A 19,152-nucleotide genomic window follows, 5' to 3' on the forward strand; every position below is an offset into this window, starting at 1 on the left:
CAAGCCGTCGGACGGCCATCGGGTCTCAGTCGGTGAACACTCGGGTTTGAAACGTCCAGGTATTCCGCCTCGATAGCACCCGCCGTGATTCGGAGATCGTATGCAATATTCCTTCACCGAGAAGAAGCGCATTCGCAAGAGTTTCGCGAAGCGCCCCATCGTTCACCAAGTTCCTTTCTTGCTGGCTACCCAGCTTGAATCATTCAGCACGTTTCTGCAAGCTGATGTGCCGGCCACGCAACGCAAGCCTGAAGGTTTGCAGGCCGCGTTCACATCGGTATTTCCCATTGTTTCGCACAACGGTTTCGCACGTCTCGAGTTCGTGAGCTATGCGTTGTCCGCGCCGGCATTCAACATCAAGGAATGCCAGCAGCGTGGCCTGACGTACTGCTCCGCGCTGCGCGCGAAGGTCCGCCTTGTCATCCTCGACAAGGAATCGCCGAACAAGCCGGTCGTCAAGGAAGTGAAAGAGCAGGAAGTGTACATGGGCGAAATTCCGCTCATGACGCCGACGGGCTCGTTCGTCATCAACGGCACCGAGCGTGTCATCGTCTCGCAGCTGCACCGTTCGCCGGGCGTGTTCTTCGAACACGACAAGGGCAAGACGCACAGCTCGGGCAAGCTGCTGTTCTCGGCGCGGATCATTCCGTACCGCGGCTCGTGGCTCGACTTCGAATTCGATCCGAAGGACATCCTGTACTTCCGCGTCGACCGTCGCCGCAAGATGCCGGTCACGATCCTGCTGAAGGCCATCGGCCTCACGCCGGAACAGATCCTCGCGAACTTCTTCGTGTTCGACAACTTCACGCTGATGGACGAAGGCGCGCAACTCGAGTTCGTGCCCGAGCGCCTGCGTGGTGAAGTCGCGCGTTTCGACATCACGGATCGTGACGGCAAGGTCATCGTCCAGAAGGACAAGCGGATCAACGCGAAGCACATTCGCGACCTCGAAGCCGCGAAGACCAAGTTCATCTCGGTGCCGGAAGACTATCTGCTCGGCCGCGTGCTGGCGAAGAACGTCGTCGACGGCGACACCGGCGAAGTAATCGCGAGCGCGAACGACGAAGTCACGGAAAGCGTGCTTGAGAAGCTGCGCGAAGCGGGCATCAAGGACATCCAGACGCTCTACACGAACGACCTGGACCAGGGCCCGTACATTTCGTCGACGCTCCGTGTCGACGAAACGACCGACAAGACGGCCGCGCGCATCGCGATCTACCGCATGATGCGTCCGGGCGAGCCGCCGACCGAAGAAGCGGTCGAGGCACTGTTCAACCGTCTGTTCTACAGCGAAGAAGCGTACGACCTGTCGAAGGTCGGCCGTATGAAGTTCAACCGCCGCGTCAGCCGTGACGAGATCACCGGCCCGATGACGCTGCAGGACGACGACATCCTCGCGACGATCAAGATCCTCGTCGAGCTGCGCAACGGCAAGGGCGAAGTGGACGACATCGACCACCTCGGCAACCGTCGCGTGCGTTGCGTCGGCGAACTGGCGGAAAACCAGTTCCGCGCAGGCCTCGTGCGTGTCGAGCGCGCGGTCAAGGAACGCCTCGGCCAGGCCGAGAGCGAAAACCTGATGCCGCACGACCTGATCAACTCGAAGCCGATTTCGTCGGCGATCCGCGAGTTCTTCGGTTCGTCGCAGCTGTCGCAGTTCATGGACCAGACCAACCCGCTGTCGGAAATCACGCACAAGCGCCGTGTTTCCGCACTGGGCCCGGGCGGTCTGACGCGCGAGCGCGCAGGCTTTGAAGTCCGCGACGTGCACCCGACCCACTATGGCCGCGTGTGCCCGATCGAAACGCCGGAAGGTCCGAACATCGGTCTGATCAACTCGCTCGCACTGTATGCGCACCTGAACGAGTACGGCTTCCTCGAGACGCCGTACCGCAAGGTCGTGGACAGCAAGGTGACCGATCAGATCGATTACCTGTCGGCGATCGAAGAAGGCCGCTACATGATCGCTCAGGCGAACGCCGCGATCGACGAGAACGGCCAGCTGATCGACGAACTCGTGTCGTCGCGTGAAGCCGGCGAAACGATGATGGTCACGCCGGACCGTATCCAGTACATGGACGTCGCGCCGTCGCAGATCGTCTCGGTGGCAGCTTCGCTGATTCCGTTCCTTGAGCACGATGACGCGAACCGTGCACTGATGGGTTCGAACATGCAGCGCCAGGCCGTGCCGTGTCTGCGTCCGGAAAAGCCGGTCGTCGGTACGGGCATCGAGCGCACCTGCGCGGTCGACTCGGGTACGACGGTTCAGGCGTTCCGCGGCGGCGTTGTCGACTATGTCGACGCAGGCCGTATCGTGATTCGTGTGAACGACGACGAAGCAGTCGCAGGTGAAGTCGGTGTCGACATCTACAACCTGATCAAGTACACGCGTTCGAACCAGAACACGAACATCAACCAGCGTCCGATCGTGAAGATGGGCGACAAGGTCTCGCGCGGCGACGTGCTGGCCGACGGCGCCTCGACGGATCTGGGCGAGCTCGCGCTCGGCCAGAACATGCTGATCGCGTTCATGCCGTGGAACGGCTACAACTTCGAAGACTCGATCCTGATCTCGGAGAAGGTCGTGGCCGACGATCGTTACACGTCGATCCACATCGAAGAGCTGAACGTCGTTGCACGCGACACGAAGCTCGGGCCGGAAGAAATCACGCGCGACATCTCGAACCTGGCGGAAGTCCAGCTCGGCCGTCTCGACGAATCGGGCATCGTGTACATCGGTGCTGAAGTCGAAGCAGGCGACGTGCTGGTCGGCAAGGTCACGCCGAAGGGCGAGACCCAGCTGACGCCGGAAGAGAAGCTGCTGCGTGCGATCTTCGGCGAGAAGGCTTCGGACGTGAAGGATACGTCGCTGCGCGTGCCGTCGGGCATGAGCGGTACCGTGATCGACGTTCAGGTGTTCACGCGCGAAGGCATCCAGCGCGACAAGCGTGCGCAACAGATCATCGACGACGAACTGAAGCGCTACCGTCTCGACCTGAACGACCAGCTCCGCATCGTGGAAGGCGACGCGTTCCAGCGTCTCGCACGCATGCTCGTGGGCAAGGTCGCGAACGGCGGTCCGAAGAAGCTCGCGAAGGGCACGAAGATCGACCAGGCTTACCTGGAAGACCTCGACCACTACCACTGGTTCGACATCCGCCTCGCGGACGACGAAGCAGCGGCGCAGCTCGAAGCGATCAAGAACTCGATCGAAGAAAAGCGTCACCAGTTCGACCTCGCGTTCGAAGAGAAGCGCAAGAAGCTCACGCAAGGCGACGAACTGCCGCCGGGCGTGCTGAAGATGGTCAAGGTGTACCTCGCGGTCAAGCGTCGCCTGCAGCCTGGCGACAAGATGGCAGGCCGTCACGGTAACAAGGGTGTCGTGTCGAAGATCGTCCCGATCGAAGACATGCCGTACATGGCCGATGGCCGTCCGGCAGACGTCGTGCTGAACCCGCTGGGCGTTCCGTCGCGGATGAACGTGGGTCAGGTTCTGGAAGTGCATCTCGGCTGGGCCGCGAAGGGCCTCGGCTGGCGTATCGGCGAAATGCTGCAGCGTCAGGCGAAGATCGAGGAACTGCGTGTGTTCCTGACGAAGATCTACAACGACTCGGGCCGCAAGGAAGACCTGGAAAGCTTCACCGACGAAGAGATCCTCGAACTCGCGAAGAACCTGCGCGAAGGCGTGCCGTTCGCCACGCCGGTGTTCGACGGTGCGACCGAGGAAGAAATGGGCAAGATGCTCGACCTCGCGTTCCCGGACGACATCGCTGAACAGCTCGGCATGAATCCGTCGAAGAACCAGGTCCGTCTGTACGACGGCCGCACGGGTGAAATGTTCGAACGTCGCGTGACGCTTGGCTACATGCACTACCTGAAGCTGCACCACTTGGTCGACGACAAGATGCACGCGCGTTCGACCGGCCCGTACTCGCTCGTCACGCAGCAGCCGCTGGGTGGTAAGGCGCAGTTCGGTGGCCAGCGTTTCGGTGAAATGGAAGTGTGGGCACTCGAAGCGTACGGCGCGTCCTATGTGCTGCAGGAAATGCTGACGGTGAAGTCGGACGACGTGACCGGCCGGACGAAGGTGTACGAAAACCTCGTCAAGGGCGATCACGTGATCGATGCAGGCATGCCGGAATCCTTCAACGTGCTCGTGAAGGAAATCCGCTCGCTCGGTATCGATATCGATCTCGACCGCAATTAATCGGACTACGGAGAGAAAGCAATGAAAGCTCTGCTCGATCTATTCAAGCAAGTCCAACAGGAAGAAGTTTTCGACGCGATCAAGATCGGTCTGGCGTCGCCTGACAAGATCCGTTCGTGGTCGTTCGGCGAAGTGAAGAAGCCGGAGACCATCAACTACCGTACGTTCAAGCCGGAACGCGATGGTCTCTTCTGCGCGAAGATCTTCGGGCCGATCAAGGACTACGAGTGCCTGTGCGGCAAGTACAAGCGTCTGAAGCACCGCGGCGTGATCTGCGAGAAGTGCGGCGTCGAAGTGACGCTGGCGAAGGTGCGTCGTGAGCGGATGGGCCACATCGAGCTGGCCTCGCCGGTCGCGCACATCTGGTTCCTGAAGTCGCTGCCGTCGCGTCTGGGCATGGTGCTCGACATGACGCTGCGCGACATCGAACGCGTGCTGTATTTCGAAGCCTACGTGGTGATCGAACCGGGCATGACGCCGCTGAAGGCGCGGCAGATCATGACCGAAGAGGATTACTACAACAAGGTCGAGGAATACGGCGACGAATTCCGTGCCGAGATGGGCGCGGAAGGCGTGCGTGAACTGCTGCGCGCGATCAACATCGACGAGCAGGTCGAGACGCTGCGCACCGAGCTGAAGAACACCGGCTCGGAAGCGAAGATCAAGAAGTACGCGAAGCGCCTGAAGGTCCTCGAGGCATTCCAGCGCTCGGGCATCAAGCCCGAGTGGATGATCCTCGAAGTGCTGCCGGTGCTGCCGCCGGAACTGCGTCCGCTCGTGCCGCTGGACGGCGGCCGTTTCGCGACGTCGGACCTGAACGACCTGTATCGCCGCGTGATCAACCGTAACAACCGGTTGAAGCGTCTGCTCGAGCTGAAGGCGCCTGAAATCATCGTCCGCAACGAAAAGCGGATGCTGCAGGAAGCCGTCGACTCGCTGCTCGACAACGGTCGTCGCGGCAAGGCGATGACGGGCGCGAACAAGCGTCCGCTGAAGTCGCTCGCCGACATGATCAAGGGCAAGGGCGGTCGTTTCCGTCAGAACTTGCTGGGCAAGCGCGTCGACTACTCGGGCCGTTCGGTCATCGTGGTCGGCCCGACGCTGAAGCTGCACCAGTGCGGTCTGCCGAAGCTGATGGCGCTCGAGCTGTTCAAGCCGTTCATCTTCAACAAGCTGGAAGTGATGGGCGTCGCGACGACCATCAAGGCTGCGAAGAAGGAAGTCGAGAACCAGACGCCGGTGGTGTGGGACATCCTCGAAGAGGTGATCCGCGAGCACCCGGTGATGCTGAACCGTGCGCCGACGCTGCACCGTCTCGGTATCCAGGCGTTCGAGCCGGTGCTGATCGAAGGCAAGGCAATTCAGCTGCACCCGCTCGTCTGCGCGGCGTTCAACGCCGACTTCGACGGTGACCAGATGGCCGTTCACGTGCCGCTGTCGCTGGAAGCGCAGATGGAAGCGCGTACGCTGATGCTGGCGTCGAACAACGTGCTGTTCCCGGCCAACGGCGATCCGTCGATCGTGCCGTCCCAGGATATCGTGCTGGGTCTGTACTACGCGACCCGCGAAGCGGTCAACGCCAAGGGCGAAGGCCTGTCGTTCACGGGCGTGTCGGAAGTGATCCGTGCGTACGAGAACAAGGAAGTCGAGCTCGCGTCGCGCGTCAACGTGCGGATCACCGAAATGGTCCACAACGAGGACAAGTCGGAAGGCGCACCGCCGTTCGTGCCGAAGATCACGCTGTACGCGACGACCGTCGGTCGCGCGATCCTGTCGGAGATCCTGCCGCACGGCCTGCCGTTCTCGGTGCTGAACAAGCCGCTGAAGAAGAAGGAAATCTCGCGCCTGATCAACACGGCGTTCCGCAAGTGCGGTCTGCGCGCGACGGTGGTGTTTGCCGACCAGCTGATGCAGTCGGGTTTCCGTCTCGCGACGCGTGCCGGCATCTCCATCTGCGTCGACGACATGCTCGTGCCGCCGCAGAAGGAAACGATCGTCGGCGACGCCGCGAAGAAGGTGAAGGAGTACGACCGTCAGTACATGTCGGGTCTCGTCACCGCGCAGGAACGCTACAACAACGTGGTCGACATCTGGTCGGCAACGTCGGAAGCGGTCGGCAAGGCGATGATGGAGCAGCTGTCGACGGAGCCGGTGACGGACCGCGACGGCAACGAGACGCGCCAGGAATCGTTCAACTCGATCTACATGATGGCCGACTCGGGCGCCCGGGGTTCGGCGGTTCAGATTCGTCAGCTGGCCGGTATGCGTGGCCTGATGGCGAAGCCGGACGGCTCGATTATCGAGACGCCGATTACCGCGAACTTCCGCGAAGGTCTGAACGTGTTGCAGTACTTCATCTCGACCCACGGTGCACGTAAGGGTCTGGCTGATACGGCACTGAAGACCGCGAACTCGGGTTACCTGACGCGTCGTCTCGTCGACGTCACGCAGGATCTGGTCGTGGTGGAAGACGATTGCGGCACGTCGAACGGCGTGGCGATGAAGGCACTCGTCGAAGGCGGTGAAGTCGTCGAAGCGCTTCGTGACCGAATCCTCGGCCGCGTTGCGGTGGCGGACGTCGTGAATCCGGAAACGCAGGAAACGGTGTACGAATCGGGCACGCTGCTCGACGAAACGGCGGTCGAGGAAATCGAGCGCCTCGGCATCGACGAAGTGCGCGTGCGCACGCCGCTGACCTGCGAAACGCGTTACGGCCTGTGCGCAGCCTGCTACGGCCGTGACCTCGGCCGCGGCTCGCTCGTGAACGTCGGCGAAGCAGTCGGCGTGATCGCGGCGCAGTCGATCGGTGAACCGGGCACGCAGCTGACGATGCGTACGTTCCACATCGGTGGTGCGGCATCGCGTGCGGCAGTGGCTTCGTCGGTCGAAGCGAAGAGCAACGGTATCGTGCGCTTCACGGCGACGATGCGCTACGTGACGAACGCGAAGGGCGAGCAGATCGTCATTTCCCGTTCGGGCGAAGCGATGATCACCGACGATTTCGGTCGCGAGCGCGAGCGTCACAAAGTGCCGTACGGCGCGACGCTGCTGCAGCTCGACGGCGCGACGATCAAGGCAGGCACGCAGCTCGCCACGTGGGATCCGCTGACGCGTCCGATCATCACCGAGTACGGTGGTACGGTGAAGTTCGAGAACGTCGAGGAAGGCGTGACCGTCGCGAAGCAGATCGACGACGTGACCGGCCTGTCGACGCTGGTCGTGATCGACGTGAAGCGTCGTGGCTCGCAAGCTTCGAAGAGCGTGCGTCCGCAGGTCAAGCTGCTCGACGCGAACGGCGAGGAAGTGAAGATTCCGGGCACGGAGCACGCAGTGCAGATCGGCTTCCAGGTCGGCGCACTGATCACCGTGAAGGATGGCCAGCAGGTGCAGGTCGGTGAAGTGCTCGCACGTATCCCGACGGAAGCGCAGAAGACGCGTGACATTACCGGCGGTCTGCCGCGGGTGGCGGAACTGTTCGAAGCGCGTTCGCCGAAGGATGCCGGCATTCTCGCGGAAGTCACCGGTACGACGTCGTTCGGCAAGGACACGAAGGGCAAGCAGCGTCTCGTCATCACGGACCTCGAGGGCAACCAGCACGAGTTCCTGATCGCGAAGGAAAAGCAGGTTCTGGTTCACGATGCTCAGGTCGTCAACAAGGGCGAAATGATCGTGGACGGTCCGGCCGATCCGCACGACATCCTGCGTCTGCAGGGTATCGAGGCGCTGTCGCGCTACATCGTTGACGAAGTGCAGGACGTGTATCGTCTGCAGGGCGTGAAGATCAACGACAAGCACATCGAGGTGATCGTTCGCCAGATGCTGCGTCGTGTGCAGATCACCGACAACGGTGATACGCGCTTCATCCCGGGTGAACAGGTCGAGCGTTCCGACATGCTGGACGAGAACGATCGCATGATCGCCGAGGACAAGCGTCCGGCTACGTACGAAAACGTGCTGCTGGGTATCACGAAGGCATCGCTGTCGACCGACTCGTTCATCTCCGCGGCATCGTTCCAGGAAACGACCCGCGTGCTGACCGAAGCGGCGATCATGGGCAAGCGCGACGATCTGCGTGGCCTGAAGGAAAACGTGATCGTCGGCCGTCTGATTCCGGCCGGTACGGGTCTCGCGTTCCACAAGGCACGCAAGGCGAAGGAATCGTCGGATCGCGAGCGTTTCGACCAGATCGCAGCGGAAGAGGCATTCGACTTCGGCACGCCGAGCGCGCCTGCCGCGGAAGAGCCGCAACAGCACCCGGCAGCCGAGTAAGCGCGGGCGGCGCGAGCCGCCCCGCCTCGCTGTCATCGAAACCGCCCGGTTTTGCCGGGCGGTTTTTTTTATCCGTCGTTCGCGCGCATGACGCGCCAGCGCATCGCCGGCCCCGGCTGCTTGCGAGCGGTGTGCCACGTCGCTTTACATCGTGATCGCTTGCGGTCCCGTCGCGGCAGGCCCGGCATGCACGCGAACGAACCCTGTCCGATTGGCCAACATTGCACGATTCGCCACGCGTCATGCGAGCGGGTTGTTAAACTTGCGGTCATCGTCCTGCCGTCCTCGTTCTCATCATTCATGTCCCGCGCCCTCGAAATCCTCGACGAAGTCTTTGGTTATTCCGCTTTTCGCGGCCAGCAGGGCGAGATCGTCGAACACGTCGCCGGCGGCGGCGATTGTCTCGTGCTGATGCCGACCGGCGGCGGCAAGTCGCTGTGCTACCAGATCCCGGCGCTGCTGCGGCGCGAAGCCGGGCAGGGCGCCGGCATCGTCGTGTCGCCGCTGATCGCGCTGATGCAGGACCAGGTCGCCGCGCTGCGCGAAGTCGGCGTGCGCGCGGCCTACCTGAATTCGACGCTGTCGGGCGCCGAGGCTGCGGCGACCGAGCGCGCGCTGCGCGAAGGCGAGATCGACCTGCTGTACGTCGCGCCCGAACGGCTGATGACGGGGCGTTTCCTCGAGTTGCTCGAGCGCGCGAAGATCGGCCTGTTCGCGATCGACGAAGCGCACTGCGTGTCGCAATGGGGGCACGATTTCCGCCCGGAATACATCCAGCTGTCGGTGCTGCACGAGCGGTTTCCGTCGGTGCCGCGCATTGCGCTGACCGCCACGGCCGACGCGATCACGCGCGACGAGATCATCCATCGCCTCGCACTCGACGACGCGCGCGTGTTCATATCGAGCTTCGATCGCCCGAACATCCGCTACCGGATCGTCGAAAAGGACAACGCGCGTTCGCAACTGCTCGACTTCATCCGCGCCGAACACACGAATGCCGACGGCACGACCGATGCGGGCGTCGTCTATTGCCTGTCGCGCCGCAAGGTGGAAGAGACGGCCGAGTGGCTGAAGGCGCAGGGCGTACGCGCGCTGCCGTATCACGCGGGGATGGAGTTCGAGGTGCGGCAAAAGCACCAGGAAATGTTCCAGCGCGAGGAAGGCATCGTGATGTGCGCGACGATCGCGTTCGGCATGGGCATCGACAAGCCGGACGTGCGCTTCGTTGCGCACCTGGATCTGCCGAAGAGCGTCGAAGGCTACTACCAGGAAACGGGCCGCGCGGGCCGCGACGGGATGCCCGCGAATGCGTGGATGGCGTACGGCCTCGGCGACGTCGTCCAGCAGCGCAAGATGATCGACGAATCCGATGCGGACGATGCGCACAAGCGCGTGCAGACGTCGAAGCTCGACGCGCTGCTCGGGCTGTGCGAGACGATCTCGTGCCGCCGCGTGCGGCTGCTGAACTACTTCGGCGAGGCGAGCCAGCCGTGCGGCAACTGCGACACGTGCCTCGAGCCGCCCGATTCGTGGGACGCGACGCGCGAGGCGCAGATGGCGCTTTCGTGCGTGTTCCGCGCGCAGCGTGCGAGCGGCTTCAATTTCGGTTCGAGCCACCTGATCGAGATCCTGCGCGGCGGGCGTACCGAGAAAGTGTTGCAGCGCGGCCACGATCAGCTCACGACGTTCGGGATCGGCGCGTCGCTGTCGGAAGCCGAGTGGCGCGCGATTTTCCGGCAGCTCGTCGCGTACGGCTACCTGGCGGTCGACCATGGCGGCTTCGGCGCGCTCATGCTGACCGAGGCCGCGAAGCCCGTGCTGAAGAACGAGGAGAAGGTCACGCTGCGCCGCTACGTGAAGCCGCAGCGCACGCGCCAGTCGTCGAGCCGCAGCGGCACGCGCGTCGATCCGACGGCCGGCATGGGCACGCGTGAGCGCGCACGGTGGGATGCGTTGCGCGCGTGGCGTGCGGAGACGGCTAAAACGGACGGCGTGCCGGCCTACGTGATCTTCCACGACGCGACGCTCGCCGAGATCGCACGCAACGCGCCGGAGACGATCGACGACCTGCGCCATATCCCCGGCATGGGCGTGCGCAAGCTGGAGCGCTTCGGCGACGAGATCATCGACGTCGTCGAGTCGGCCTGACACAGGCGTTCCGACCCTTCCGGTAAACCACGCGTCCGGCCAGCGAATCACGCAACCCGTTGACTTAGTTGGTATTTCCGGAATATGATGCTGGGTTCCGGTATTCGGTGGGCCGAGTCGCGTTCCAAGGTTCGCACCCGTTTCGCCGGTTCGGAAGTCAACTGTGCGCCGATTCTCGCTTTGCCCGAAATCGATGCGCAGATTTTGTTCAATTTCAGGAATAAACAATGCCAACCATCAACCAACTGGTTCGCAAAGGCCGTCAGTCGGAAACGACGAAGAGCAAGAGCCCGGCCCTGCAGGACTGCCCCCAGCGTCGCGGCGTGTGCACCCGTGTGTACACGACGACGCCGAAGAAGCCGAACTCGGCACTCCGTAAGGTCGCCAAGGTTCGTCTGACGAACGGCTTCGAAGTGATTTCGTACATCGGCGGTGAAGGCCACAACCTGCAGGAACACTCGGTTGTGCTGATCCGCGGCGGCCGTGTGAAGGACTTGCCGGGTGTGCGTTACCACATGGTTCGCGGCTCGCTGGATACCCAGGGCGTCAAGGACCGTAAGCAAGCGCGCTCGAAGTACGGCGCGAAGCGTGCAAAGGCTGCCAAGTAAGCAGTTTTTGATCAGGGATCGCCGCAGGGCGGTCAAGGCGGGAGTGCCGGATTGCCGGTGCTGTCGAGTAAGTGGTCACCCGGCCAAGCTGGTTAGTCGTGAAGATGTGATCGGGTTTGTTGGTGGCCGCGGAGCTGGAACCAGCTCCAACTGAACAAGTAAAGGAAGAATCATGCCGCGTCGTCGCGAAGTCCCCAAGCGGGAAGTGTTGCCGGATCCGAAGTTCGGCAACGTTGATGTAGCCAAGTTCATGAACATGCTGATGCTGTCCGGCAAGAAGTCGGTCGCAGAGCGCATCGTTTATGGCGCATTCGAACAGATCCAGACCAAGGGTGGCAAGGACCCGCTGGAAGTGTTCACGGTTGCGCTCAACAACGTCAAGCCGGTGGTCGAAGTGAAGAGCCGTCGCGTTGGTGGTGCCAACTATCAAGTTCCGGTCGAAGTGCGCCCGTCGCGTCGTATGGCATTGGCGATGCGCTGGTTGCGTGAGGCTGCGAAGAAGCGTAGCGAGAAGTCGATGGCCCTGCGCCTGGCAGGTGAGCTCTCCGAAGCGGCCGAAGGCCGTGGCGGCGCGATGAAGAAGCGCGACGAAGTTCACCGCATGGCAGAAGCCAACCGCGCGTTCTCGCATTTCCGTTTCTAAGCGCCTGGCTGGGCTTTTAGCGGAAATAAATTCCGGGCGGGTGCGCTTTTCAGGCGCCTCGCCCGTTTGTGTTGAAGCATGATGCAGCAGGGCTGCATCGTGTCATCCCAGTAGAGGATCAAAGTGGCTCGCAAGACTCCTATCGAGCGCTACCGCAATATCGGTATTAGCGCTCACATCGACGCCGGCAAAACGACGACGACCGAGCGCATTCTGTTTTACACCGGTGTGAACCACAAGATCGGTGAAGTCCACGACGGCGCAGCCACGATGGACTGGATGGAGCAGGAACAGGAGCGTGGCATCACGATCACGTCCGCTGCTACCACCGCCTTCTGGAAGGGCATGGGCGGCAACTATCCGGAACACCGCATCAACATCATCGACACCCCGGGCCACGTCGACTTCACGATTGAAGTCGAGCGCTCGATGCGCGTGCTCGACGGCGCGTGCATGGTGTACTGCGCAGTGGGCGGCGTGCAGCCGCAGTCGGAAACGGTGTGGCGCCAGGCAAACAAGTACAAGGTGCCGCGTCTCGCGTTCGTCAACAAGATGGACCGTACCGGCGCGAACTTCTTCAAGGTCTACGACCAGCTCCGTCTGCGCCTGAAGGCGAACCCGGTTCCGGTCGTGGTGCCGATCGGCTCGGAAGAAAACTTCAAGGGCGTCGTCGATCTGATCAAGATGAAGGCGATCATTTGGGACGAAGCGTCGCAAGGCACGAAGTTCGACTACGTCGACATCCCGGCCGAGCTCGCGGAGACCTGCCAGGAGTGGCGCGAGAAGATGGTCGAGGCGGCTGCTGAAGCCAACGAAGACCTGATGAACAAGTACCTGGAAGAAGGCGATCTGCCGGAAGCCGACATCGTCAAGGCGCTGCGTGACCGTACGATCGCGTGCGAAATCCAGCCGATGCTGTGCGGTACCGCGTTCAAGAACAAGGGCGTGCAGCGTATGCTCGACGCCGTGATCGATTTCCTGCCGTCGCCGGTCGACATCCCGCCGGTCAAGGGCGAACTCGAAAACGGCGAATCGGCAGAGCGCCGTGCAGCGGACGACGAGAAGTTCTCGGCACTCGCATTCAAGATCATGACCGACCCGTTCGTCGGCCAGCTGATCTTCTTCCGCGTGTACTCGGGCGTCGTGAATTCGGGCGACACGCTGCTGAACTCGACGAAGGACAAGAAGGAACGTCTGGGTCGTATTCTGCAGATGCACGCGAACCAGCGCGAAGAAATCAAGGAAGTTCGCGCAGGCGACATCGCTGCTGCGGTCGGCCTGAAGGAAGCGACCACGGGCGACACGCTGTGCGATCCGGCGAACCCGATCATTCTCGAGCGCATGGTGTTCCCGGAGCCGGTGATCTCGCAGGCTGTCGAGCCGAAGACCAAGGCTGACCAGGAAAAGATGGGCCTCGCGCTCAACCGCCTGGCGCAGGAAGATCCGTCGTTCCGCGTGCAGACCGACGAAGAGTCGGGCCAGACCATCATTTCGGGCATGGGCGAGCTCCACCTCGAAATTCTGGTCGATCGGATGAAGCGTGAATTCGGCGTGGAAGCAACCGTCGGCAAGCCGCAGGTTGCATACCGCGAAACGATCCGTTCGACGGCGAAGGACGTCGACGGCAAGTTCGTCAAGCAGTCGGGTGGTCGCGGCCAGTACGGTCACGCGGTCATCACGCTCGAGCCGAACGAACAGGGCAAGGGCTACGAGTTCTTCGACGAGATCAAGGGTGGTGTGATTCCGCGTGAATACATCCCGGCGGTCGACAAGGGTATCCAGGACACGCTGAAGTCGGGCGTGCTCGCAGGCTTCCCGGTCGTCGACGTGAAGGTTCACCTGACGTTCGGTTCGTACCACGACGTCGACTCGAACGAAAACGCGTTCCGCATGGCCGGTTCGATGGCGTTCAAGGAAGCGATGCGCAAGGCGAACCCGGTCGTGCTCGAGCCGATGATGGCTGTCGAAGTCGAGACGCCGGAAGACTACATGGGCAACGTGATGGGCGACCTGTCGGGCCGTCGCGGTATCGTCCAGGGCATGGAAGACATGGTTGGCGGCGGCAAGATCGTGCGCGCCGAAGTGCCGCTGTCGGAAATGTTCGGTTATTCGACGTCGCTGCGTTCGCTGACGCAAGGTCGTGCAACGTACACGATGGAGTTCAAGCACTACGCTGAAGCTCCGCGCAACGTTGCCGACGCGATCATCAGCGCGAAGTCGAAGTAAATCTGAAGCTACCAACTGATTATTTTTTGAAAGAAGAGAATCATGGCAAAAGAAAAGTTTGAGCGGACCAAGCCGCACGTGAACGTTGGTACGATTGGTCACGTTGACCACGGCAAGACGACGCTGACGGCAGCGATCACGACGGTTCTGACGAAGAAGTTCGGCGGCGAAGCGAAGGCATACGACCAGATCGACGCGGCACCGGAAGAAAAGGCGCGCGGCATCACGATCAACACGGCACACGTCGAGTACGAAACGGCTAACCGCCACTACGCACACGTCGACTGCCCGGGCCACGCTGACTATGTGAAGAACATGATCACGGGCGCAGCGCAGATGGACGGCGCGATCCTGGTTTGCTCGGCAGCAGACGGCCCGATGCCGCAAACGCGTGAGCACATCCTGCTGGCGCGTCAGGTTGGCGTTCCGTACATCATCGTGTTCCTGAACAAGTGCGACATGGTGGACGACGCTGAACTGCTCGAGCTGGTCGAGATGGAAGTTCGCGAACTCCTGTCGAAGTACGACTTCCCGGGCGACGACACGCCGATCGTGAAGGGTTCGGCCAAGCTGGCGCTGGAAGGCGACACGGGCGAGCTGGGCGAAGTGGCGATCATGAACCTGGCCGACGCGCTGGACACGTACATCCCGACGCCGGAGCGTGCAGTTGACGGCGCGTTCCTGATGCCGGTGGAAGACGTGTTCTCGATCTCGGGCCGTGGTACGGTTGTGACGGGTCGTGTCGAGCGCGGCATCGTGAAGGTCGGCGAAGAAATCGAAATCGTCGGTATCAAGCCGACGGTGAAGACGACCTGCACGGGCGTTGAAATGTTCCGCAAGCTGCTGGACCAAGGTCAAGCAGGCGACAACGTTGGTATCCTGCTGCGCGGCACGAAGCGTGAAGACGTGGAGCGTGGCCAGGTTCTGGCGAAGCCGGGTTCGATCACGCCGCACACGCACTTCACGGCTGAAGTGTACGTGCTGAGCAAGGACGAAGGCGGCCGTCACACGCCGTTCTTCAACAACTACCGTCCGCAGTTCTACTTCCGTACGACGGACGTGACGGGCTCGATCGAGCTGCCGAAGGACAAGGAAATGGTGATGCCGGGCGACAACGTGTCGATCACGGTGAAGCTGATTGCTCCGATCGCGATGGAAGAAGGTCTGCGCTTCGCAATCCGCGAAGGCGGCCGTACGGTCGGCGCCGGCGTCGTCGCCAAGATCATCGAGTAATTTCGACGATCCGCGGATCCCGGCGGGATCCGCGATTCCGCGGTATGCGGTCTGTACCGTCGAAACCGGGTGTCCAGCTTGCGCTGGCACCCGGTTTTGTTTTTCCGTGGCGAGAAAGCGAGGGGTGAGAAACTCGCACCATCGCTCCAGAATTTCGTGTAGAATCGCGGACTTAGCAGTGGAAGTACTTTCCGGAACCTGATGTCTCGCTCCCCGCAGGCGTCATGTTTCACGTTCTTTTAGTGTCCGGCGATGCAACATCGCCTCGCTCTTTCCAAGGAATCGTCATGCAGCAACAGAAAATCCGCATTCGCCTGAAGGCATTCGACTATCGTCTGATCGATCAATCGGCTGCCGAGATCGTCGATACCGCGAAGCGGACTGGCGCAATCGTCCGTGGCCCGGTGCCGCTGCCGACGCGCATTCAGCGTTTTGACATCCTGCGTTCGCCGCACGTCAACAAGACGTCGCGCGATCAGCTCGAAATCCGCACCCACCAGCGCCTGATGGACATCGTCGATCCGACCGACAAGACGGTTGACGCGCTGATGAAGCTCGATCTGCCGGCTGGCGTCGACGTGGAAATCAAGCTGCAGTAAGGCTTCCAGCGCCGATCGGCTTGCCTGGCGGCGCTAAGTCTTTGATTGCTTGCAGAAAACGCGGGGTCGAGCTATAATGCTTGGCTTTTCGCGTATTCGCGTAAAAAAGTTGGGCCTTGCGTGCCCGGCATTTTGTAAATCAGCCCCGACCAATCGCAGTCGGGAATGGAGAAAATGATGAGCCTTGGACTCGTAGGTCGCAAGGTTGGCATGACCCGTATCTTCACGGCGGAAGGGGATTCGATTCCCGTCACCGTGCTGGACGTGTCGGACAACCGCGTGACGCAGATCAAGACTGTTGAAACCGACGGCTACACGGCCGTGCAGGTTGCATTCGGCTCCCGTCGTGCCTCGCGCGTGACGAAGCCGCTGGCAGGTCATCTCGCCAAAGCCGGTGTCGAAGCCGGTGAAATCCTCAAGGAATTCCGCATTGACGCGGCCAAGGCAGCTGAGCTGTCGAATGGCGCCGTGGTCGGTGCTGATCTTTTCGAAGTAGGCCAGAAGGTCGACGTGCAAGGCGTGTCGATCGGTAAGGGCTACGCCGGTACGATCAAGCGTTACAACTTCTCCTCCGGCCGTGCCACGCACGGTAACTCGCGCTCGCACAACGTGCCGGGCTCGATCGGTATGGCGCAGGATCCGGGTCGCGTTTTCCCGGGTAAACGCATGACGGGTCACATGGGTGACGTGACGGTGACGGTGCAGAACCTCGAAATCGCTCGTATCGACGCAGAGCGCAAGCTGCTGCTCGTGAAGGGTGCGATTCCGGGCGCGAAGGGCGGCAAGGTTTTTGTCACGCCGGCCGTCAAGACCAAGGGGGCGAAATAATGGAACTCAAGCTCCTGAACGAAAATGGTCAGGAAGGTGCAGTGGTCAACGCATCGGACGTCGTGTTCGGTCGTGACTACAACGAAGCGCTGATCCACCAGGTCGTCGTCGCTTACCAGGCGAATGCTCGCCAGGGTAACCGCGCACAGAAGGACCGTGAGCAAGTCAAGCACACGACCAAGAAGCCGTGGCGCCAGAAGGGTACGGGCCGCGCTCGTGCCGGTATGTCGTCGAGCCCGCTGTGGCGTGGCGGCGGTCGTATCTTCCCGAATTCGCCGGAAGAAAACTTCTCGCACAAGGTCAACAAGAAGATGCATCGCGCAGGTCTCTGCTCGATCTTCTCGCAGCTGGCCCGTGAAGGCCGTCTGTCGGTCGTCGAGGATATCGTCCTCGAAGCGCCGAAGACCAAGCTGCTGGCCGACAAATTCAAGACCATGGGTCTCGACTCCGTGCTGATCATCACCGACACGGTTGACGAAAACCTGTACCTGGCATCGCGCAACCTGCCGCACGTGGCAATTGTCGAGCCGCGCTACGCTGACCCGCTCTCGCTGATCTACTTCAAGAAAGTGCTGGTCACGAAGGCTGCGGTCGCCCAGATCGAGGAGTTGCTGTCATGAGCGAGATTCGCAAGAACGATCATCGTTTGATGCAGGTCCTGCTCGCACCGGTGATCTCGGAAAAGGCGACGCTGGTTGCCGACAAGAACGAGCAAGTCGTGTTCGAAGTCGCACCGGATGCCACGAAGCAGGAAGTGAAGGCGGCTGTCGAGCTGCTGTTCAAGGTCGAAGTTGATTCCGTCAACGTGCTGGTTCAGAAGGGCAAGCAAAAGCGCTTTGGCCGTTCGATGGGCCGCCGCAAGGACGTGAAGAAGGCGTACGTTTGCCTGAAGCCCGGCCAGGAAATCAACTTTGAAGCGGAGGCCAAGTAATCATGGCAATCGTGAAAGTTAAGCCGACATCGCCGGGTCGCCGCGCGATGGTCAAGGTGGTCAACAAGAACCTGCACCAGGGCAAGCCGTTCGCGGCGCTGCTCGACTCGCAGAGCTCGACCGCCGGCCGTAACAACAACGGCCGTATCACCACGCGTCATAAGGGTGGTGGTCACAAGCAGCACTACCGTATCGTCGATTTCCGTCGCACGAAGGATGGCATTCCGGCAAAGGTCGAGCGTCTCGAGTACGACCCGAACCGTAGCGCGAACATCGCGCTGGTGCTCTACGCAGACGGCGAACGTCGCTACATCATCGCCCCGAAGGGCCTGACCGTCGGCCAACAGCTGATGTCGGGTTCGGAAGCGCCGATCCGTGCAGGCAACACGCTGCCGATCCGCAACATTCCGGTCGGTACGACGATCCACTGCATCGAGATGCTGCCGGGCAAGGGCGCGCAAATGGCGCGTTCGGCTGGTACGTCGGCCATGCTGCTCGCACGTGAAGGCGTCTACGCGCAGGTTCGTCTGCGTTCGGGCGAAATCCGCCGCGTGCACATCGAGTGCCGTGCAACGATCGGTGAAGTCGGCAACGAAGAGCATAGCCTGCGCCAGATCGGCAAGGCTGGCGCGAACCGCTGGCGCGGTATCCGCCCGACGGTGCGTGGCGTTGCGATGAACCCGGTTGATCACCCGCACGGTGGTGGTGAGGGCAAGACGGCTGCAGGTCGCGATCCGGTTAGCCCGTGGGGTACTCCGGCTAAGGGTTATCGCACCCGTAGCAACAAGCGCACGACGACGATGATCGTCCAGCGCCGTCACAAGCGTTAAGGAGTAGGCAATGGCACGTTCTGTTAAAAAAGGTCCGTTCTGCGACGCCCATTTGCTGAAGAAAGTTGAGGCGGCTGCAGCTTCGCGCGACAAAAAGCCGATCAAGACCTGGTCGCGTCGCTCGACGATTCTGCCGGATTTCATCGGCCTGACGATCGCTGTTCACAACGGCCGTCAACACGTTCCGGTGTACATCTCGGAAAACATGGTCGGCCACAAGCTTGGCGAGTTCGCACTGACCCGTACGTTCAAGGGTCACGCAGCCGACAAGAAGGCCAAGAAATAAGGGGCAATCAAGATGGAAGTGAAAGCAATTCATCGCGGTGCCCGCATCTCGGCGCAAAAAACGCGCCTTGTGGCTGACCAGATCCGCGGTTTGCCGGTCGACAAGGCGCTGAACGTTCTGACGTTCTCGCCGAAGAAGGCGGCTGGCATCGTGAAGAAGGTTGTGCTGTCGGCAATCGCGAATGCGGAGCACAACGAAGGCGCCGATATCGACGAGCTCAAGATCAAGAGCATCTACGTCGACAAGGCTGCATCGCTCAAGCGTTTCACCGCGCGCGCCAAGGGCCGCGGTAACCGCATCGAGAAGCAATCCTGTCACATCACTGTGACGGTCGGGAATTAAGG

General features: G+C 61.5%; 14 protein-coding genes. All 14 read left to right on the forward strand.

Annotated features, from left to right (window positions below; genetic code table 11):
• The first annotated feature begins 100 nt into the window (after positions 1 to 100).
• The 14 genes from rpoB to rplV all read left to right on the forward strand — a co-directional run bounded on the left by rpoB (position 101) and on the right by rplV (position 19,150).
• Complete coding sequence (gene rpoB / locus ACPTTC_RS01505; protein WP_089439036.1) at positions 101 to 4,207, forward strand: DNA-directed RNA polymerase subunit beta; 4,107 nt, start codon at positions 101 to 103, stop codon at positions 4,205 to 4,207.
• Between the two features lie 21 nt (positions 4,208 to 4,228).
• Positions 4,229 to 8,476, forward strand: coding sequence for a DNA-directed RNA polymerase subunit beta' (rpoC, locus tag ACPTTC_RS01510; RefSeq protein ID WP_175972091.1), 4,248 nt, complete (start codon positions 4,229 to 4,231; stop codon positions 8,474 to 8,476).
• A gap of 300 nt (positions 8,477 to 8,776) precedes the next feature.
• Positions 8,777 to 10,624 (forward strand): DNA helicase RecQ, encoded by a 1,848-nt coding sequence (gene recQ, locus ACPTTC_RS01515; RefSeq protein ID WP_175958418.1) that lies wholly within the window; start codon positions 8,777 to 8,779, stop codon positions 10,622 to 10,624.
• A 227-nt stretch (positions 10,625 to 10,851) separates the two neighbouring features.
• Complete coding sequence (gene rpsL, locus ACPTTC_RS01520; protein WP_006400662.1) at positions 10,852 to 11,232, forward strand: 30S ribosomal protein S12; 381 nt, start codon at positions 10,852 to 10,854, stop codon at positions 11,230 to 11,232.
• 172 nt (positions 11,233 to 11,404) lie between these two features.
• Positions 11,405 to 11,875, forward strand: coding sequence for a 30S ribosomal protein S7 (gene rpsG / locus ACPTTC_RS01525; protein ID WP_006477195.1), 471 nt, complete (start codon positions 11,405 to 11,407; stop codon positions 11,873 to 11,875).
• Positions 11,876 to 11,998: 123 nt separating this feature from the next.
• Positions 11,999 to 14,101 (forward strand): elongation factor G, encoded by a 2,103-nt coding sequence (gene fusA / locus ACPTTC_RS01530; protein ID WP_175958417.1) that lies wholly within the window; start codon positions 11,999 to 12,001, stop codon positions 14,099 to 14,101.
• Between the two features lie 42 nt (positions 14,102 to 14,143).
• Positions 14,144 to 15,334: an elongation factor Tu gene (tuf, locus tag ACPTTC_RS01535; RefSeq protein WP_011882996.1), complete on the forward strand. Its 1,191-nt coding sequence runs from the start codon at positions 14,144 to 14,146 to the stop codon at positions 15,332 to 15,334.
• Positions 15,335 to 15,621: 287 nt separating this feature from the next.
• On the forward strand, positions 15,622 to 15,933 hold the full coding sequence (rpsJ, locus tag ACPTTC_RS01540) for a 30S ribosomal protein S10 (protein WP_004199280.1): 312 nt from the start codon (positions 15,622 to 15,624) through the stop codon (positions 15,931 to 15,933).
• Between the two features lie 177 nt (positions 15,934 to 16,110).
• Positions 16,111 to 16,761 (forward strand): 50S ribosomal protein L3, encoded by a 651-nt coding sequence (gene rplC, locus ACPTTC_RS01545; protein WP_006482922.1) that lies wholly within the window; start codon positions 16,111 to 16,113, stop codon positions 16,759 to 16,761.
• Positions 16,761 to 17,381: a 50S ribosomal protein L4 gene (gene rplD, locus ACPTTC_RS01550; RefSeq protein ID WP_040143046.1), complete on the forward strand. Its 621-nt coding sequence runs from the start codon at positions 16,761 to 16,763 to the stop codon at positions 17,379 to 17,381. Before rplC ends, rplD begins: the two co-directional genes overlap by 1 nt.
• Positions 17,378 to 17,692 (forward strand): 50S ribosomal protein L23, encoded by a 315-nt coding sequence (gene rplW / locus ACPTTC_RS01555; RefSeq protein ID WP_004199275.1) that lies wholly within the window; start codon positions 17,378 to 17,380, stop codon positions 17,690 to 17,692. Before rplD ends, rplW begins: the two co-directional genes overlap by 4 nt.
• Before the next feature lie 2 nt (positions 17,693 to 17,694).
• The gene (gene rplB / locus ACPTTC_RS01560; protein ID WP_006482900.1) at positions 17,695 to 18,522 is read left to right on the forward strand and encodes a 50S ribosomal protein L2; all 828 of its coding nucleotides are present in this window, start codon (positions 17,695 to 17,697) and stop codon (positions 18,520 to 18,522) included.
• Positions 18,523 to 18,532: 10 nt separating this feature from the next.
• Positions 18,533 to 18,808 carry a 30S ribosomal protein S19 gene (gene rpsS / locus ACPTTC_RS01565; RefSeq protein WP_004199273.1) on the forward strand — a complete coding sequence of 92 codons (276 nt, stop codon included), beginning with the start codon at positions 18,533 to 18,535 and terminating at the stop codon, positions 18,806 to 18,808.
• Positions 18,809 to 18,820: 12 nt separating this feature from the next.
• The gene (gene rplV, locus ACPTTC_RS01570) at positions 18,821 to 19,150 is read left to right on the forward strand and encodes a 50S ribosomal protein L22 (RefSeq protein WP_004199272.1); all 330 of its coding nucleotides are present in this window, start codon (positions 18,821 to 18,823) and stop codon (positions 19,148 to 19,150) included.
• The last annotated feature ends 2 nt before the right edge of the window (positions 19,151 to 19,152 follow it).

Source organism: Burkholderia mycopellens, assembly GCF_964265025.1.
In the GTDB taxonomy this organism is placed as follows: Bacteria; Pseudomonadota; Gammaproteobacteria; order Burkholderiales; family Burkholderiaceae; genus Burkholderia.

Excerpts from the sequence above, each read along its gene's own strand:
- rpoB (WP_089439036.1), top strand. The coding sequence starts at position 101 with ATGCAATATTCCTTCACCGAGAAGAAGCGCATTCGCAAGAGTTTCGCG.
- rpoC (WP_175972091.1), top strand. The coding sequence starts at position 4,229 with ATGAAAGCTCTGCTCGATCTATTCAAGCAAGTCCAACAGGAAGAAGTT.
- recQ (WP_175958418.1), top strand. The coding sequence starts at position 8,777 with ATGTCCCGCGCCCTCGAAATCCTCGACGAAGTCTTTGGTTATTCCGCT.
- rpsL (WP_006400662.1), top strand. The coding sequence starts at position 10,852 with ATGCCAACCATCAACCAACTGGTTCGCAAAGGCCGTCAGTCGGAAACG.
- rpsG (WP_006477195.1), top strand. The coding sequence starts at position 11,405 with ATGCCGCGTCGTCGCGAAGTCCCCAAGCGGGAAGTGTTGCCGGATCCG.
- tuf (WP_011882996.1), top strand. The coding sequence starts at position 14,144 with ATGGCAAAAGAAAAGTTTGAGCGGACCAAGCCGCACGTGAACGTTGGT.
- rpsJ (WP_004199280.1), top strand. The coding sequence starts at position 15,622 with ATGCAGCAACAGAAAATCCGCATTCGCCTGAAGGCATTCGACTATCGT.
- rplC (WP_006482922.1), top strand. The coding sequence starts at position 16,111 with ATGAGCCTTGGACTCGTAGGTCGCAAGGTTGGCATGACCCGTATCTTC.
- rplD (WP_040143046.1), top strand. The coding sequence starts at position 16,761 with ATGGAACTCAAGCTCCTGAACGAAAATGGTCAGGAAGGTGCAGTGGTC.
- rplW (WP_004199275.1), top strand. The coding sequence starts at position 17,378 with ATGAGCGAGATTCGCAAGAACGATCATCGTTTGATGCAGGTCCTGCTC.
- rplB (WP_006482900.1), top strand. The coding sequence starts at position 17,695 with ATGGCAATCGTGAAAGTTAAGCCGACATCGCCGGGTCGCCGCGCGATG.
- rpsS (WP_004199273.1), top strand. The coding sequence starts at position 18,533 with ATGGCACGTTCTGTTAAAAAAGGTCCGTTCTGCGACGCCCATTTGCTG.
- rplV (WP_004199272.1), top strand. The coding sequence starts at position 18,821 with ATGGAAGTGAAAGCAATTCATCGCGGTGCCCGCATCTCGGCGCAAAAA.